A 15,785-nucleotide genomic window follows, 5' to 3' on the forward strand; every position below is an offset into this window, starting at 1 on the left:
GATGGCCCGTCCGATCCGTTCGATCACCCTTGGCCTGGCTTGGCGCCTGTTCCTGGCGCAGGCCTTCACCGTACTGTTCGCGGTGGTCGCGTTGATCCTGACCTGGGGTGACAAGGACTCCTGGGGCATGGACATGTTCGTTGCCGAGGCGGTGGCCAAGGCGGTGCACAGCGAAGGCGGCCGCCTGGTGCTGGACCAGGCGCGCTGGGACAAGCTCGATGCCAACGCCGGGGGAAATCTCTGGTTCGCCGCGGTGGATGACAAGGGCATGTGGCTCGAGCGCGGCACCATCCCAGCGATCCACGCGCCGATGCTGGCGCGGCTGCCGACCGTGGGCGCCACGGAACTGGGCTCGCTGGTGCCCCCCTACCTGGACGTGGCGCGGGTGATGATCCGCAACGAGGACGGGCGCCGCATCACCGTGATGGTCGGTGGCGCGCCCAAGGGCGGGCTGCTGGATGGCGCGCTGATGGTGCTGCGCCTGATCGGCCTGTGGTTCTTCCTGCCACTGATCGTGGTCACCCTGCTGGTGATGCCGACCGTGATCCACCGTGCCATGCGCGGTGTGCGCCGTTCTGCGCAGCAGGCCAAGGAACTGGACATCGGCCAGCCCGGTGCGCGGCTGGATGCGCGGCTGGTGTCCACGGAAGTGGCGCCGCTGGTGGAAGCGTTCAACGATGCCATCGACAAGGTGCAGCAGGGCTACGCCGCGCGCGACAAGTTCCTCGCCGACGCGGCGCACGAGCTGCGCGTGCCGATCGCCGTGGTGCAGGCGCGCCTGGCGCAGTTGCCACAGGGTGAGCTGAAATCGCAGTTGCTGACCGACGTGGCGCGGCTGGGCAATGTTGCCGAGCACCTGCTCGATCTGCAGCGCCTTGACCGCAATGTCGGCGCATTGCAGCGGCTGGACCTGGCTCTGCTGGTGCGTGAGGCCGCCGCGGACCTGGCGCCGTTGGTGGTGGGCGCCGGCTATGGATTCGAAGTGGACGCGCCGGAATCGCCGGTGTGGATCCACGGCGACAGTCTGGCGCTGGGGCGGGTGATTGCCAACCTGGTGCACAACGCGATCGTGCATGGTGGTGGCCGTGGCACCATCTGCGTGCGGTTGGATACGCGTGGCTTGCTGGAAGTCAGCGATCAGGGCGCGGGCATTCCAGTGGGCGACCGCGAGGCGATCTTCGAGCCGTTCCATCGCCTGCGCGCGGCGGGCAGCGGCAGTGGCCTGGGCCTGCATCTGGTGAAGGAGATCGTGCAGCACCACGGTGGCTCGGTCAGTGTCGGTGAGGCTGCGGGAGGCGGCGCAAGCTTCCGGGTCAATTTCCATCGCGGTAGCGTCCGGCGCTGACGCGTTTGCGGGGCAAGTCCCGATAGGCAACCTGCCGCCGGTAGCGGCAGGCTGGACCCATGGCTGTCGAGCGTTCCCCGTCTCCCTTGCTGGGCAGTGGCGCCGCTGCGGCGCTGACACTGGGGGCGCTGGCCTGCGTGCAGCTGCCACAGCTGCCGCCGCTGTGGGGCTGCATGGTGATGATCGTGCTTGGCATGGCGGGGTGGGGCCTGCGTTGGCGGGGGCGCCTGCCCGCGGTCGTGCTGCTGGGCGCCGGATGGACGGCGATGCACGGGCACTGGGCAATGCAGGAACAGCTGCCGCCAGGCCAGCCAGCACGGGATGTGGTGGTCAGTGGACGGGTCATCGATCTGCCGGACCATGGGGCCGCGCATACCCGCTTCCTGCTGCAGGTCAGCGAGAGCAGCGAACTGCCATCGCTGCGCGGCAAGCGCCTGCAGGTCATCTGGAATGACGCCTGGCGTGCCATTGATGGCACCGACGCCGGGCGTGGGCGCCATCGGGTCCTGGCCGGCGCGCAGTGGCATCTGGCCCTGCGCGTGCGGGCGCCGCGTTCGCGGATCAATCCCGGTGGTTTCGACGGTGAACGCCATGCGCTGCTGCGCGGCGTGTCCGGCAACGGCACGGTGCGGGCGCCGGCCAGCGCGCGTGAGCTTCAGGCCGCACATGGCCTGCCGGCATGGCGTGAACGCACCAGCGCCGCCATCGCCGCGCAGGTGGCCCATCCAGCTGCGCGCTTCGTGCAGGCGCTCGCCCTGGGCGATACGCGTGGCCTGTCCGACGCCGATTGGGACCAGTTGCGGGCGCTGGGCCTGACCCATCTGGTGGCCATTTCCGGGTTCCATGTCGGGGTGGTGGCGGGGCTGGGGGCGTTGCTGTGCCAAGGGCTGTGGTGGCTGTGCCCGCTGCTGGGCCGGCATTGGCCACGCCCCCAGGCGGCGGCCTGCGCCGCGGCCCTGTCCGCAGCGGGCTATGCGGTGCTGGCCGGCGGTGAATTGCCGACCGTGCGCACCGCACTGATGATCGGGCTGGTGGCGCTGGCGCGTAGCGGGCGGCGCCCACTGGGTCCCGTGCAGGGGCTTGCACTGGCGGCGCTGGCGCTGCTGCTGCCGGCGCCCCTGTCAGTGCTGTCCGCGGGCTTCTGGCTCAGCTTCGGCGGCGTCCTGTGGCTGGTCTGGTGCCTGCCGCAGGGACGTCCGCGAGGCGTGGTCGCCAACCTGCGCGGATTCCTGGCCGCACAAGGGGTGGCCAGCGTCGGCCTGTTGCCGCTGGGCATCGCCTTGTTCGGTGGCACCGCCCGGCTGGGGCCGCTGGTGAACCTGCCGGTCATCCCGTGGTGGGCATTGCTGGTGGTGCCATTGTCGCTGCTGGGCACCGCCCTGCAGGTGCTGCATGACGGCGCCGGATGCTGGGCGTGGCGCGCAGCGGCGTGGTTGTTCGAAATCAGCTGGCAGGCCCTGCAGCCACTGGCGGCGCATCCACAGGCGATGTGGTGGTTGGCCGAGGCACCGGCCTGGGCAGTGCCGGCGGCGCTGTTGGGCGTGTTCTGGTGGCTGCTGCCACGCGGTGCCGGGGGCGGGCTGGCTGGCCTCCTGCTGTGCCTGCCGCTGCTGTGGCCGTTGCGCGAGCGGCCGGCCGAGGGAGAGCTGGAGCTGCTGGTGCACGACGTCGGGCAGGGCACGGCGGTATTGCTGCGTACCGCGCGGCATGCGCTCTGGTACGACGTGGGACCGCCGATCGGAGGGGAGGGCAGCGAGCGGGTCCTGGTTCCGTCATTGCGGGCGCTGGGGCAGGCACGGCCCGACCGCGTGCTGATCAGTCACGACGATCTCGATCATGCCGGCAACCTGCCGCGCCTGCGCCTTCAGTTGCCGGAGCTGCCCCTGTTGGCGCCGCCGGGCAGCACGATTGCCGGGGCCGGGCGCTGCCAGCGCGGCCTGCGCTGGCGCTGGGACGGCGTCGACTTCCAGGTGCTGCACCCGGATGCCGGCAGCCAGCGGGCTGAAAACGAGGACAGCTGCGTGCTGCGCGTGGCCAGCGCGCATGGTGGGGTCCTGTTGCCCGGGGACATCGGCCGTCCGGCCGAACAGGCGCTGCTGCGGGCGTCTCCGGCGGCGTTGAAGGCGGATGTGGTGCTGGTGCCGCACCATGGCAGCGGCGGCAGCTCCAGTGCGCCGTGGGTGGCCGCCGTGGCGCCACGGTTGGCGGTGGTTTCGGCCGGCCACCGCAACCGTTTCGGCCATCCACGCCAGGACGTGGTCCAACGCTGGCAGGCGCAGGGGGCGGAAGTGCTGGCCACGGCCGACTCCGGCGCGATCCGCGTATGGCTTGGTGCACAAGGGCTGCAGCTGCGTGAACAGCGTATCCACGCATCCCGGTGGTGGGATGCCGCTGGGCGGGCGCGGTCGGCTGCTATCCTATCGCCGAACGAACAAGCGGCCGTTGGGCCGGAGGGTTGAAACGTGTGGGAACTGGTCAAGGCCGGTGGCTGGCCGATGGTGCCGCTGCTGCTGTTGGGCGTACTGGCTTTGGCGATCATCCTGGAGCGTTTCTGGTCCCTGCGGCGAACGGAGGTGCTGCCGCCCGGCCTCGGCCAGGAAGTGCGCAACTGGGCCGCACGCGGCAAGCTTGACCCGGCGCACCTGCAGACCCTGCGTGCCAACTCGCCGCTGGGGGCATTGCTGGCGGCCGCGCTGGAAGCCCGCAATCGTCCGCGCGACCAGATCCGCGAGCGCATCGAGGACACCGGTCGCCACCTGGTGCACCGCATGGAACGTTTCCTCAACGCGCTGGGCACCATTGCCTCGGCCGGCCCGCTGCTGGGCCTGCTGGGCACGGTGATCGGCATGATCCAGATGTTCCTGGGCATCCTCGACCATGGGGTGGGCGACGTGAACCAGCTGGCCGGCGGTATCGGCAAGGCGCTGGTGTGCACCGCCACGGGCATGATCGTGGCCATTCCGGCACTGATGTTCCATCGCTACTTCAAGGGCCGCATCCACGGCTACGTGGTGGAAATGGAGCAGGAAGCCAGTGCCCTGCTGGACACGCTCGACGGTCGCCCCGGGGTGATGAACCCGGCCGCGCCGGCGCGACCGGCCAACGCCGCTGCGGCGAAGGCCTGATCGATGCGTATCGGCAATGACCGCTCACAGGATGAACCGCATATCGATCTGGTCCCGCTGATCGACGTCATCCTGGTGCTGATCATCTTCTTCGTGGTCACCACCACCTTCGATGCGCGCTCGACGCTGCAGGTGCAGCTGCCGACCGCCAGCCAGCAGCCCAGCAACGAGCCGCCGCGCTCGCTCAGCGTGCTGATCAACGCCGAAGGCCGCTATTTCATCAATGACCAGGAAGTGCTGCGCAGCGATGTCGAGTCGGTCAAGCAGACCATCGCATCGGTCGCCGGCAGCGACCGCAGCCAGCCCGTGCTGCTGCGCGCCGACGCACGCACTCCCTACCAGGCCGTGGTGACCGCGCAGGACGCGCTCGGTCAACTCGGTTTCCGTCGTATCGCCATTGCAACTGCGCCAGAGGTGCGTCCATGAGTTCCCATCACGCGCCGGTGTGGCCGATCTACAAACGTCTGCTGGGCTACACCCGCACCTACTGGGTGTTCATGGTGGGCGCGGTCATCGCCATGGTGGTCGAAGCCCTGGCCGGCTACCACTTCACCAAGCTGATGGAGCCGCTGGTCAACGAGGGTTTCGTCGATCCGCAGCCGCGCGCGGCCGTGGTGCTGCCGCTGACCATCCTCGGCCTGTTCCTGATGCGCAGCCTGGCCACCTGGGTCAGCGACTACACGCTGGCCAAGACCGGCCGCAGCGTGGTCCGCGACCTGCGTGAGCAGGTGCTGCAGAAGTACCTGCACCTGCCGTCGTCGCACTTCGATACCGAAGCGACGCCGGTGATGGTCAGCCGCCTGAACTTCGATACCGAGCAGGTCACCCAGGCCAGCGCCGACGCGCTGAAGACCGTGGTGGCCGATACCCTCACCATCGTCGCGATGCTGGCGGTGATGCTGCAGATGAGTGTCAAGGTCACCCTGGCGATGTTGCTGGTGGTGCCGCTGATCGGTGGCATCGTGTCCTACGTGGGCAAACGCTACCGCCGCATCAGCCGCGGCATCCAGGACGGCATGGGCACGATGGCGCAGACTGCCGAGCAGTCCTTGGCGGCGCAGCAGGAAGTGAAGGTGCACGGCACCCAGCAGCATGAGATCTCGCGCTACTCGCGCCTGGCCAACCGCATGCTGGCGCTGAACATGAAGGTCGAGGTCACCCGCGCCGCCGCCTCCAGCGTGGTGCAGTTCCTGGCCGCATTGGCGCTGGCGGTGATCGTCTGGGTGTCGACCCGCGAAGCCCTGGCCGGCCGGCTCAATGCCGGCCAGTTCATGGGCCTGATGACATCGATGATGGCCATCATTCCCTCACTGCGCCGCCTGACCAGCGTACAGACCTCGATTTCGCGCGGTGTCTCTGCTGCCGAGCGCCTGTTCGGCATTCTCGACATGCCAGTGGAGCGCGACCAGGGGCAGCGACGCGTGCAGCGCGTGCGGGGCGAACTGGCGTTCGACCACGTCATGCTGCGTTACCGCGAGGACAGCGGCATCGCCCTGGACGACATCAGCTTCGTTGCCAGGCCAGGCACGGTGACGGCCATTGTCGGCCGTTCCGGCAGTGGCAAGACCAGCCTGATCCGGCTGGTGCCACGCTTCTACGAGCCCAGCGGCGGTGTCATCACCCTCGACGGCGTGGCACTGGACGACTACCCGCTGGCCGACCTGCGCCGGCAGGTGGCAATGGTCGGGCAGAAGGTCATGCTGTTCGATGATACGATCGCCGCCAACATCGCCTATGGCATGGAAGCGACCGACGAGCAGATCCGCGCGGCGGCCGAAGCCGCCAACGCGTGGGAGTTCATCGCACGCATGCCGCAGCAGCTGCAGACCCCGGTGGGCGAGAACGGCGCGCTGCTGTCCGGTGGCCAGCGCCAGCGCCTGGCCATTGCCCGCGCGATCCTGCGCGACGCCCCGATCCTGATCCTCGACGAAGCCACTGCGGCGCTGGACAACGAATCCGAGCGCCTGGTGCAGGACGCCCTGCAGCGCCTGATGCCCGAACGCACCACGCTGGTCATCGCGCACCGGCTGTCGACCATCGAGCATGCCGACCAGGTACTGGTCATGGATCATGGCCGCATCGTTGAACGCGGCACGCACAAGGAGCTGCTCGAACTGGGCGGCCTGTACCAGCATCTGCACAGCATGCAGTTCCGCGAAAGGCAGGACTGATGGCCGGCAAGGGCACCCAGACCCCGCCGTACTGGTACGACGGCACCCCGGTTCCGTGGGCGATGCGCCTGCTGGCGCCGCTGTACGCAGGTGTCACCGCGCTGCGCCGGCGCGCATATCGCCGTGGCTGGCGCAAGCGCCATTCGCTGCCGGTGCCGGTCATCGTGGTCGGCAATATCACGGCCGGCGGTACCGGCAAGACGCCGCTGACCATTGCGCTGGTCGAACGCCTGCGTGCGGCCGGGTGGAAGCCGGGCGTGGCCAGCCGCGGCTATGGTCGCGAAGACGCCGACAAGCCGCTGTGGGTGCGGGCCGAGACGCCAACCGCCAAGGGCGGTGACGAGCCGGTGCTGATCGCCTGGAAGACCGGCGTGCCGGTGCGCGTGGACAGTGATCGGGTTGCTGCCGGCAAGGCGCTGATCGAGGCCGGCTGCGATGTGATCGTCTGCGACGACGGTTTGCAGCACTACCGGCTGGCGCGCGACATCGAGATCGAGGTGGTCGATGCCCAGCGTCGCTATGGCAATGGCCGGATGATTCCGGCCGGGCCGTTGCGCGAGCCGGTCAGCCGCGCCAGCGAATGCGATTTCCGCGTGGTCAATCTCGGCCAGGCCGATGAGGAGACCGCGGCACAGGCCTGTGGCTTCGGCCAATGGCCAATGGCCCTGCACATCGACAGTGCGCAGCCGCTGGCCGGTGGCCGCGCGCGCCCGCTGACGTACTTCAAGGGCCAGCGCGTGCACGCGGTGGCCGGCATCGCCCATCCACAGCGTTTCTTCGACATGCTGCGCGCGCGCGGGATCGGCGTGGTGCCGCATGCGTTCGCCGACCACCAGGCCTACCAGCCGCAGGACCTGTCCTTCGGCAGCCAGTTGCCGGTACTGATGACCGAAAAGGATGCGGTGAAATGCCGGGCGTTCGGCAACGACTGGCACTACGCGGTTCCGCTGCGCGCCGAGTTGCCCGCCGCGTTCTGGGTGGCGCTGACCGATCGCCTGGACAAGCTGCGACCGAACTGATTGGCGCGGCGGCGCTTGCATTCATGCGCCGCTGGCCGCATTCCCGTTGTAACGAGCCTGCCGAGAACCGCCCGCATGACCGAATTCGTCGTCGCCATTCCGGCCCGCTTTGCCGCCTCGCGGCTGCCGGGCAAGCCGTTGCGCCCGCTGGGCGGTGAGCCGCTGGTGCTGCATGTGGCGCGCCGCGCGCTGCAGGCCGGTGCCCGCGAGGTCTGGGTGGCGACCGACGACCAACGCATTTCCGATGCGCTGTCCGGGTTGGCCGAGGTGAAGGTGGCGATGACCGCGACCACGCATGCCTCGGGTACCGATCGCCTGGCCGAGTGCGCACGCATTGCCGGCTGGGCCGATGACACGGTGGTGGTCAACCTGCAGGGCGACGAACCGTTCGCACCGGCGGCCGGCATCCGCGCGGTGGCAGATGCGCTGGTCGCTGGCACTGCGCCGATGTCGACTCTCGCCACGACCGTCGAGGACGCGCACACCCTGTTCGACCCGAACGTCGTGAAGCTGGTGCGCAACGTGCGCAACGAGGCGATGTACTTCAGCCGCGCGCCGATCGCCTGGCACCGCGACGGCTTCGCACGCAGCCGCGACACGCTGCCGGACGGCCACCACTGGCTGCGCCACATCGGCATCTACGGCTACCGCGCCGGCTTCCTGCAGCAGTTCGCGGCGATGCCGCCGGGCCAGCTGGAGCAGGTCGAATCGCTGGAACAGCTGCGCGTGCTGGAAGCGGGCTTCCCGATCAGCGTGGCGATCTCGCCGGAGCCGTTCCCACCCGGCATCGACACCCCCGAGGACCTGGAGCGCGCCGAAGCGTTGCTGCAGGCGATGGCCGCGCGATGAAGTTGCTGGTCGTCTGCCTCGGCAACATCTGCCGTTCGCCGATGGCCGAAGGGGCGCTGCGCGCACGCCTGGATGCCTCGCCGCTGGCCGGGCGGGTGCAGGTCGATTCGGCCGGCACGGGCGACTGGCACGTGGGCGAGCCGCCGGACCGCCGCGCGATCGCCTGCGCGGCCGGGCACGGCGTGGACATCGGCGACCTGCGCGCACGTCAGCTGCAGGCCGAGGATTTCGAACGTTTCGACTGGATCCTGTGTGCCGACGAGGCCAACCTGCGTGATGCCGGTCGCCTGGCATCGGCGGCCCAGCGTGAACGGCTGGCATTGTACCTGCCCTGGTCGGGCGGGCAGGGGCGGTTAGCGATCCCTGATCCCTACACCGGCGGCAGCGATCATTTTGAACAGGTCTGGTCGCTGGTCGACGATGCTGCAAAACGTGCGGTGGCACGACTGTTGCATGACGCCGACTCCGGCATAATCAGGTCATGAACGTCCAGCCCGTCCCGGACCTGCCCGAATTCGCCACCTGGCTCAATGCCACCCCCTGCACCCTGACCGAACTGCGCGGCCGGCCGGTCGCGCTGCTGTTCGTCAATGCGGCCTCCGCCTGGAGTGCGCAACGCCTGGCCGAGTTCGGCCAATGGCTGTCGCGCCATCCCGGCAAGCTGCAGCCGCTGGTGCTGCAGGTGCCGCGTTTTGATTTCGAACGCGATCCCACGGCCGCACTGAAGCTGCTGCGCCGTCAGGGCCTGAGCATGCCCGTGCTGCTCGATGCCGACTGGGATGGTTGGCGCCGCTTCGGCGTCACCGCCTGGCCGACCATGGTGCTGCTGGACGCGCAGGGCCGCGAACAGCAACGGCTGGTCGGGCAGGGCGCGCCCGGTGAACTGGAGCGCGCCTTGAACGCGCTGTGCCAGGGCGCACCTTCGGCGCCGCCGCGTGGCGGCAGCGAACTGCATCCGGAACCGCGCCAGGCCCTGCGCTTCCCGCAGGGGCTGGCGGTCAGCACCGAACGCCTGTACATCGCCGACAGCGGCCATCACCGCATTCTCGAATGCAGCCATGGCGGCCGCATCCTGCGTCAGTTCGGCCTCGGCACCGCCGATTTCATGGACGGCAACCTCGCCGAAGCGGCATTCCACCGCCCGCAGGCGCTGGTACTGGAGCGCGATTCGCTGTACGTCGCCGACACCGGCAACCACGCGGTGCGCCGTATCAACCTGCTGACTGGCATCGTCGACACCCTGTGTGGCAACGGGCGACCCGGTGCGCCGGTGGAAGGGCCGGTCGCGCAGGCGCGGCAGGTCTCGCTGGACCATCCGGTCGGCCTGGCCATTGCCGACAACCAGCTGCACATCGCGATGGCCGGCGACAACCGCATCTGGAGCTACCACCTGGGCCAGCGCACCCTGCAATGGCGCGCCGGCAGTGGTTCCATTGACGAGCGTGATGGCAGTGGCCATCTGGCGGCCTTCGCCCAGCCCACCGCGCTGGCCGTGGTGCAGCAGGTGCTGTATGTGGCCGATGCACTGGGTTCCTCGATCCGCGCGCTTCAGCTGCGTGGCGACCTGGTGCAGACCCTGGTCGGGCAGGGGCCCTGGCGCTTCGGCAGTGAAGACGGTCCCCGCACCCAAGCCAGCCTGCAGTTCCCGCAGGCCATCGCGCTGGGCGCGGACGCCCCGCTGCTGTGGATCGCCGATACCGGCAACGGTCGCCTGCGCACGCTGCGCCTGGGCGGCGGTGAACTGACCACCCAGCCGCTGCCGCGCCGCCTGCATGGCCCGGCTGGACTGGCGGTGGGCGCAGGTGCGGTGTGGATCGCCGAGACCGACGCCCACGCCGTGCTGCGCTTCGATCCCGACAGCGGCGTGCTCAGCGAAGTCCCGATCAGCGAATGACCGACGTTCCCGCCCCGGCCTTCGACGGCAAGGCCTTCGCGGCCCAGCTCAGCACCGCGCCCGGCGTGTACCGCATGTACGCCGCCGACGACACCCTGCTGTATGTGGGCAAGGCCCGCGCACTGCGCAATCGCGTCGGCAGCTACTTCAACGGCAGCCCGAAGAACGCGCGGATCATGTCGATGATCTCGCAGATCGCGCACATGGACGTGACCGTCACGCGCTCGGAAGCCGAGGCGTTGCTGCTGGAAAACCAGCTGATCAAATCTCTATCGCCGCGCTACAACGTCTCGCTGCGCGACGACAAGACCTACCCGCACGTGCTGCTGACCCGCGAGGACTGGCCGCGCATCGCACTGCATCGTGGACCCCGCGCCATTCCCGGCCGCTATTTCGGGCCGTATCCGGGCGTGACCGCAGTGCGCGAAACGCTGAACCTGATGCACAAGCTGTTCAAGCTGCGCAGCTGCGAAGACAGCGTGTTCCGCAACCGCTCGCGGCCGTGCCTGCAGTACCAGATCGGGCGCTGCAGCGCGCCGTGCGTGGAGCTGGTGCCGGCAGCGGAGTACGCCGAGTCGGTACGCCGCGCCGCTCTGTTCCTTGAAGGCAAGAGCGACGAGCTCACCCGCGAGCTGGGCGAGCAGATGCAGGCCGCCAGCGAGGCGCTGGAGTTCGAGCAGGCCGCGCGCCTGCGCGATCTGATTTCCTCGCTGCGCAGCATGCAGACCCGCCAGTACGTGGACGGTCGCGCCGCGGACCTGGACGTGCTGGCGGTGGCCATGCAGGGGTCGCAGGCCTGCGTGCTGCTGCTGGCGTTCCGCGATGGCCGCAACCTCGGCACCCGCCCGTTCTTCCCGCGCACCAACGGCGAGGAAAGCCCGGAGGAAGTGCTGGCCGCGTTCGTCTCGCAGTACTACATCGAATTCGAGCCGCCGCGCGAGATCCTGCTGGACCGCGAGATTCCCGATGCCGACCTGCTGGTTGCCGCGCTGTCGGCCTCGGCCGAGCGCAAGGTGCAGCTGAAGTGGAACGTGCGCGGCGAGCGCGCCGGCTACGTGGAACTGGCCAGCCGCAACGCGCAGCTGACCCTGGCCACCGAACTCAACAGCCGCAACGCGCAGCAGGCGCGCAGCGACGCACTGCGCGAAATGCTGGGCCTGGCCGAGCCGGTCAAGCGGGTCGAATGTTTCGACATCAGTCACACCCTGGGCGAGGCCACCGTGGCCTCGTGCGTGGTGTTCGACGCCGCCGGTCCGGTGCGCGCGCAGTATCGCCGCTTCAACATCAGCGGCATCGAGCCGGGCGATGACTACGCCGCCATGCGCCAGGCCATCGACCGCCGCTTCCGCCGTGCGGTGGAAGAGCAGGGCGTGCTGCCGGACGTGCTGCTGATCGACGGCGGCGCAGGGCAGCTGGCGCAGGCGCAGGCCGCACTGGCCGACCTGGGCGTGGAAGGCGTGCTGCTGGTGGGCGTGGCCAAGGGCGTGGAGCGCCGCGCCGGCCACGAAGCGCTGGTGATGCCCGATGGCCGCGAGCTGCGCCCGGGCGCGGCCAACCCGGCGCTGCAGTTCATCCAGCAGGTTCGCGACGAGGCGCACCGCTTCGCCATCACCGGCCACCGTGGGCGCCGCCAGAAGGCACGGATGACCAGCAAGCTGGAGGATATCCCCGGCATCGGGCCGCGCCGCCGCGCCAGCCTGCTCAAGCATTTTGGTGGCCTCGTAGGCCTGAAAGCCGCTGGCGAAGCGGAAATCGCCAAGGTGGAAGGCATCAATGACGCCCTCGCGGCACGTATCTACGCTAACCTGCACGGGTTGGCCACGCCTGATGCGGCCGAGTAGAGAGAGAAGCACGCAAGCATGAAGTTGACCCTGCCCACCTGGCTGACGTTGTTGCGGATCGTGATGATCCCGGTGCTGGTGCTGGTGTTCTACCTGCCCTACACCTGGACCAACTTCGCTTCGGCGGCGATCTTCGGCCTGGCCGCGATCACCGACTGGCTCGATGGCTGGATTGCACGCCGTTACCAGCTGGAGTCGGCCTTCGGCGCGTTCCTCGATCCGGTCGCGGACAAGCTGATGGTGGCAGTGGCGCTGTTCCTGATCGTGCAGGGCCATCCGACGCCGTGGATGGCGTTCTGGGCGGCGGTGATCGTCGGCCGCGAGATCGCAGTGTCGGCGCTGCGCGAATGGATGGCCGAGCTGGGCCAGCGCGCCAAGGTGCGCGTGGCGATGATCGGCAAGGTCAAGACCACCGCGCAGATGGTCGCGCTGCTGTGCCTGCTGTATTCGGTGGCCCCGAACGTGCCGGTGGAAGACATCTGGATGGGCTGGCCGGTGTTCCGCATCGGCGACTGGACCCTGGCCATTGCCGCCGTGCTGACCCTGTGGTCGGGCCTGCAGTACCTGCACGCCGCCTGGCCGAGCCTGCGCGATGACGAGCGCGCGGCGCGCGAGCGTGCGCGGCAGAAGAAGCTGGGCAACTGAGCCCCGGGGTGTGAGCCCCGGGGTCGGATCCCTTTCCGAAGGAAAGGGCTCTGACCCCATCGATGCGCTATCCACGCATGGCGTGGATCTACTGGAAATGCTGCGTCCACGGATGGTGCGGATCCATCAGTTTGCGGGGATGCCGTGGTAGATCCACGCCATGCGTGGATACGCAATGCAAGGTGCCTCGCAGACCCTGAGAAAAAGCGCTTGACGCCATCCTTGGAACAGGTAAAATTTCGCCTCCCAAGCGGGAATAGCTCAGTTGGTAGAGCGCAACCTTGCCAAGGTTGAGGTCGCGAGTTCGAGTCTCGTTTCCCGCTCCAGATTCAAGAAGAACGCTCCCGCAAGGGGGCGTTTTTCGTTATGGGCCGTCAACGTGCCCCGAGGTGATTTCGAGCAGAGTCTGGGAGTGGCCTGATGTGGTGGGCATCACCATCTGCTTGCGAGGCTAGGTGCATTGCAGGAAGAGGGCCTAGAACGGCAACCCTCCGGAGACGATCGCCAGTTTTCCGTGCTTGTCGAATGTCATATGGATTCGATAGTTGCCGCATATCCAGCGCATGCGGCTGTTTTCCGGGTTCTTCCATTCTGGTTCGCCAAACATTGACAGGATTTCGTCCCTGCCTTGGCCGAACGTGAGGTCGCGGGGCAAGGCACCTTGGTAAATGGAAAAGTCCCCAATCTGCCGTCCGTAGTAGCGGAAGTTGGATAACACCAGCGCATTGGTCGGATAGTCGCGGGCAGGGGAGACCAAAGACTCAGAATCCGAGAGGGTCAGCTCGATACCTAGTGACTCATTCGACAGGTAGGCATCCGTCCATTCGGATTCCAACACGGGAACATCGACTATGCCTAGCTCCATCAGAAGGTGCTGGATTTCTTCTTCGCCGTAGTAGTAACCAAGATGGTCAAAGTGATCCATGTGCGTTCTCGAATATTCTGATCCGGGCTGGTCGCTCGTCCCCGATGTCCATTGGGAGAAGACGTTGCGTGGAGTGCTCAGTTCCCCGCCGGCCGATTGACAACGTTCGCTTCTGCAAATGCTCACCTGCAGCTTGCCGTTCTCATGTGACGGGTACCGGTTTGATTGGCAATGCCCAAGACTGGCTTGGTGGTTCACTGGCCGTGAAATATCGACGGTCGTCCTGACTCAGTCCATACAAGTTTTCTGAATTGCTGGCTGATCGGAGGAGATGGCTTCATCCGCACTTCACCCACACCCCATCGCCCTACCATCCGCGCTAGCGAAGCTGCATCTCCGACTCTCCACGGCGATGCCGAAATGCCCCAAACTCCTTCCGCCTACGACCACGATGTGGTCATCGTCGGCGCCAGTTTCGCTGGTGCCGCCTGCGCCTTGGCCGCCGCGCAGTACGGTCTGCGCGTCTGCGTGCTGGAACGCAAGGCCGACCCCGGCGAGCGCCTGCACACCACCGGCATCGTGGTGAAAGAGGCGATGGAGCAGACCTGGCTGGGGCGCATGCCCGAGCACCTCGTGCAGCGCGTTGCCAACGTGCGCCTGTATACGCCGAACCTGCGCAGCGTGTTGCTGGCCGCGCCGGGCTATTACTTCCTCACCACCGATACGCCGAACCTGATGCGCTGGCTGGCCAGCGAACTGCGCGCGAATGGCGTGGACCTGCGCCTGCAGCAGTCCTTCACCGACGCTCGTCGCTGCGGTGACGGCTGGCAGGTCGAAGGGGCAGGGCGGTGCGCCTATCTGGTCGGCGCTGACGGCGCACGCTCACGCGTGGCACAACGCACCGGGCTTGGCCAGGTGCGTGACAACCTCTACGGCGTCGAGCGTGAGTTCGCCGGCCTGCAGGTGTCGCAGGGCGATGCACTGCATTGCTTCGTCAGCAAGCGCTACGCACCGGGCTACATCGGCTGGGTCGCGCAGAATCCGACCGGGCTGCAGGTGGGATTGGCGCTGCGTCATGACCCGCAACAGGTACGGCCGCCGGATATCGATGGCTTCCTCGACCACGTGCGCGATGTGGTCGGCATTCCGCCTTCGGCGCGTCCCTCGGCCACCCGCGCCGGCTTGGTCCCGTGCGGCCGGCCGGATGGGCCGTTCACCGGCCAACGCGTGATCCTGACCGGCGACGCGGCAGGCATCGTCTCGCCGCTGTCCGCCGGGGGCATCCACTCTTCGTGGCGGCACGGCTGGGCGGTCGGCGAGGCGATTGCCCGCCATCTGCGTGGGCAAGGGCCGGAAGCGGAACGGGTGGCGCGACAGGTGGCGCCGGCATTCCATGGCAAGCGCCTGCTGCGCTGGGCGATGGACCATCTGCAGGCCGACTGGCCGCTCAACGCACTGCTGCACACGGCGGCCACGCGGCGCATCGCCGAGCAGGTCTACTTCCACCGCCGTGGCCTGCGAACCTGAGGTATCGGTCCTGGGGGCCTGAACGCCTCCCCACAATGCAGGCGAAAATTCCTGTTGACGCCGTGCAGCGATATCGACACAATAGCGCTCCTTCGACGCAGGTCGAACGAAATCTGCGGGAATAGCTCAGTTGGTAGAGCGCAACCTTGCCAAGGTTGAGGTCGCGAGTTCGAGTCTCGTTTCCCGCTCCAGATTCAAGAAAAACGCTCCCGGAAGGGGGCGTTTTTCGTTTGTCGGACCGGATGCGCCCATGGGTCGCCAGCGAGCGTCCGAGGCCCGCGGAGTGGTCAGCGCGACCACGATGCACCGACAGCCACCGCCGTGATCGAAGCGATTGGCTGCCAGCGGCGAGGATGTTCACGCGTGTGGCACGTCGAGCCGGGGAGACGTCCCAATGTGCAATGCGCCGTGAAAAGCATCCAGTGTTCTGTCCCGGGAACGCGTTGAAAGCGCAGTGAAAGACTGGGTCGGCGTTGCCTGAACCGCACGCGTGTGGTGACCGTT

Annotated in this window: 13 protein-coding genes and 2 tRNA genes; 14 read left to right on the top strand and 1 reads right to left on the bottom strand. The window is 67.9% G+C overall.

Annotated features, from left to right (window positions below; all coding sequences use genetic code 11):
* Position 1 precedes the first annotated feature (1 nt).
* From KXV01_RS02675 to KXV01_RS02730, 12 genes are all read left to right on the top strand, one after another.
* Complete coding sequence (locus KXV01_RS02675) at positions 2-1,345, top strand: HAMP domain-containing sensor histidine kinase (RefSeq protein WP_049415864.1); 1,344 nt, start codon at positions 2-4, stop codon at positions 1,343-1,345.
* Positions 1,346-1,404: 59 nt separating this feature from the next.
* Positions 1,405-3,804, top strand: coding sequence for a DNA internalization-related competence protein ComEC/Rec2 (locus KXV01_RS02680; protein ID WP_111096506.1), 2,400 nt, complete (start codon positions 1,405-1,407; stop codon positions 3,802-3,804).
* Positions 3,805-3,807: 3 nt separating this feature from the next.
* Entirely contained in the window at positions 3,808-4,470 is a 663-nt protein-coding gene (locus KXV01_RS02685; RefSeq protein ID WP_049415858.1) for a MotA/TolQ/ExbB proton channel family protein, read from the top strand.
* A gap of 3 nt (positions 4,471-4,473) precedes the next feature.
* Complete coding sequence (locus KXV01_RS02690; RefSeq protein WP_019658998.1) at positions 4,474-4,896, top strand: biopolymer transporter ExbD; 423 nt, start codon at positions 4,474-4,476, stop codon at positions 4,894-4,896.
* Complete coding sequence (gene msbA / locus KXV01_RS02695; RefSeq protein WP_100477858.1) at positions 4,893-6,641, top strand: lipid A export permease/ATP-binding protein MsbA; 1,749 nt, start codon at positions 4,893-4,895, stop codon at positions 6,639-6,641. The genes KXV01_RS02690 and msbA overlap by 4 nt, the downstream gene beginning before the upstream one ends.
* Positions 6,641-7,660, top strand: a complete 1,020-nt coding sequence (gene lpxK, locus KXV01_RS02700; RefSeq protein WP_111096507.1) for a tetraacyldisaccharide 4'-kinase — start codon at positions 6,641-6,643, stop codon at positions 7,658-7,660. The genes msbA and lpxK overlap by 1 nt, the downstream gene beginning before the upstream one ends.
* A 75-nt stretch (positions 7,661-7,735) precedes the next feature.
* Positions 7,736-8,509, top strand: coding sequence for a 3-deoxy-manno-octulosonate cytidylyltransferase (gene kdsB, locus KXV01_RS02705; protein ID WP_111096508.1), 774 nt, complete (start codon positions 7,736-7,738; stop codon positions 8,507-8,509).
* Positions 8,506-8,994: a low molecular weight protein-tyrosine-phosphatase gene (locus KXV01_RS02710; protein ID WP_111096509.1), complete on the top strand. Its 489-nt coding sequence runs from the start codon at positions 8,506-8,508 to the stop codon at positions 8,992-8,994. The genes kdsB and KXV01_RS02710 overlap by 4 nt, the downstream gene beginning before the upstream one ends.
* Positions 8,991-10,403, top strand: coding sequence for a hypothetical protein (locus KXV01_RS02715; protein WP_111096510.1), 1,413 nt, complete (start codon positions 8,991-8,993; stop codon positions 10,401-10,403). The genes KXV01_RS02710 and KXV01_RS02715 overlap by 4 nt, the downstream gene beginning before the upstream one ends.
* Positions 10,400-12,244, top strand: a complete 1,845-nt coding sequence (gene uvrC / locus KXV01_RS02720) for an excinuclease ABC subunit UvrC (RefSeq protein WP_111096511.1) — start codon at positions 10,400-10,402, stop codon at positions 12,242-12,244. Before KXV01_RS02715 ends, uvrC begins: the two co-directional genes overlap by 4 nt.
* Before the next feature lie 18 nt (positions 12,245-12,262).
* Positions 12,263-12,889 (top strand): CDP-diacylglycerol--glycerol-3-phosphate 3-phosphatidyltransferase, encoded by a 627-nt coding sequence (gene pgsA / locus KXV01_RS02725; protein ID WP_099495020.1) that lies wholly within the window; start codon positions 12,263-12,265, stop codon positions 12,887-12,889.
* A gap of 250 nt (positions 12,890-13,139) precedes the next feature.
* Positions 13,140-13,215: transfer RNA gene (locus KXV01_RS02730), tRNA-Gly, on the top strand.
* Positions 13,216-13,364: 149 nt separating this feature from the next.
* On the opposite strand, the gene KXV01_RS02735 is transcribed toward KXV01_RS02730, so the two are convergent.
* Positions 13,365-13,814 (bottom strand): hypothetical protein, encoded by a 450-nt coding sequence (locus KXV01_RS02735; protein WP_111096512.1) that lies wholly within the window; start codon positions 13,812-13,814, stop codon positions 13,365-13,367.
* Between the two features lie 360 nt (positions 13,815-14,174).
* On the opposite strand from KXV01_RS02735, the gene KXV01_RS02740 reads away from it, so the two are divergent.
* The gene (locus KXV01_RS02740; RefSeq protein WP_111096513.1) at positions 14,175-15,281 is read left to right on the top strand and encodes an NAD(P)/FAD-dependent oxidoreductase; all 1,107 of its coding nucleotides are present in this window, start codon (positions 14,175-14,177) and stop codon (positions 15,279-15,281) included.
* A 115-nt stretch (positions 15,282-15,396) separates the two neighbouring features.
* Positions 15,397-15,472: transfer RNA gene (locus tag KXV01_RS02745), tRNA-Gly, on the top strand.
* The last annotated feature ends 313 nt before the right edge of the window (positions 15,473-15,785 follow it).

This window comes from Stenotrophomonas sp. Ps181 (assembly GCF_025697425.1).
GTDB classification, from domain to species: domain Bacteria; phylum Pseudomonadota; class Gammaproteobacteria; order Xanthomonadales; family Xanthomonadaceae; genus Stenotrophomonas; species Stenotrophomonas sepilia.

Bases quoted from the DNA above. Each gene is read 5' to 3' on its own strand.
- KXV01_RS02675 (WP_049415864.1), top strand. From the start codon at position 2: ATGGCCCGTCCGATCCGTTCGATCACCCTTGGCCTGGCTTGGCGCCTG.
- KXV01_RS02680 (WP_111096506.1), top strand. From the start codon at position 1,405: ATGGCTGTCGAGCGTTCCCCGTCTCCCTTGCTGGGCAGTGGCGCCGCT.
- KXV01_RS02690 (WP_019658998.1), top strand. From the start codon at position 4,474: ATGCGTATCGGCAATGACCGCTCACAGGATGAACCGCATATCGATCTG.
- msbA (WP_100477858.1), top strand. From the start codon at position 4,893: ATGAGTTCCCATCACGCGCCGGTGTGGCCGATCTACAAACGTCTGCTG.
- lpxK (WP_111096507.1), top strand. From the start codon at position 6,641: ATGGCCGGCAAGGGCACCCAGACCCCGCCGTACTGGTACGACGGCACC.
- kdsB (WP_111096508.1), top strand. From the start codon at position 7,736: ATGACCGAATTCGTCGTCGCCATTCCGGCCCGCTTTGCCGCCTCGCGG.
- KXV01_RS02710 (WP_111096509.1), top strand. From the start codon at position 8,506: ATGAAGTTGCTGGTCGTCTGCCTCGGCAACATCTGCCGTTCGCCGATG.
- KXV01_RS02715 (WP_111096510.1), top strand. From the start codon at position 8,991: ATGAACGTCCAGCCCGTCCCGGACCTGCCCGAATTCGCCACCTGGCTC.
- uvrC (WP_111096511.1), top strand. From the start codon at position 10,400: ATGACCGACGTTCCCGCCCCGGCCTTCGACGGCAAGGCCTTCGCGGCC.
- pgsA (WP_099495020.1), top strand. From the start codon at position 12,263: ATGAAGTTGACCCTGCCCACCTGGCTGACGTTGTTGCGGATCGTGATG.
- KXV01_RS02735 (WP_111096512.1), bottom strand. From the start codon at position 13,814: ATGGATCACTTTGACCATCTTGGTTACTACTACGGCGAAGAAGAAATC.
- KXV01_RS02740 (WP_111096513.1), top strand. From the start codon at position 14,175: ATGCCCCAAACTCCTTCCGCCTACGACCACGATGTGGTCATCGTCGGC.